Raw genomic sequence first — 562 nt, 5'->3', positions numbered from 1 at the left:
GGCTGCGTCTGGGGCGGCACGGCGGGCTGCGCCTGCGGCTGCTCCGGGGCCTGCGTCTGCGGTGGCACCGGGACCTGTCCGGTCGACTGGGCCTGCGGCTGCTGCCCCTCGGGCGCGGGCGGCTGTGCGGGAGCGGTCGGAGCGGCGGGGGCCGACGCGGACTGCGCGTCCGGGGCTCCCTCCGGCTCCTGCTCCGGCGTCACCGCGGCGGCCGGGGACTGGGCCTGGGCCTGGGCGGCGGGGGCCGACGCGTCGCCTTCCGAGTCTTCCCGGCTTTCCGGGCCTTCCGGACTTTCCGTCACGGAGACGGATCCGGTGGAGTCGGCCGACTCCGCTGCGTCGTTCCGCTCCTCCTCCGGCTCCACGTCATCGTCGTCACCGCCGAAGAGCCGAGCGGCCTCGGCGTCGGCGGCGGCGTGGTTGAGCTCGGGCTCCGGCTCTGCCACCGGCTGTGCGGGGGCGGGCTGTTCGGGCGCGGGCGGCGCCGGGACGCCGGCCGCCGGGGTGGCGGTCGGGGCCGGGGCCGCCTGGGCGTCGGGATCGACAGGGCGCAGCACCGGGA

At 79.0% G+C, this 562-nt stretch carries 1 pseudogene; it reads right to left on the bottom strand.

The window, feature by feature from the left end:
* Positions 1-562: pseudogene (locus L0P92_RS44835) on the bottom strand (hypothetical protein); the annotation flags it as partial.

This window comes from Streptomyces muensis, from assembly GCF_021474425.1.
Lineage (GTDB): Bacteria > Actinomycetota > Actinomycetes > Streptomycetales > Streptomycetaceae > Streptomyces > Streptomyces muensis.
Note: the sequence above shows the minus strand (reverse complement) of the source record. Positions and strands in the feature narration are given on the sequence as shown.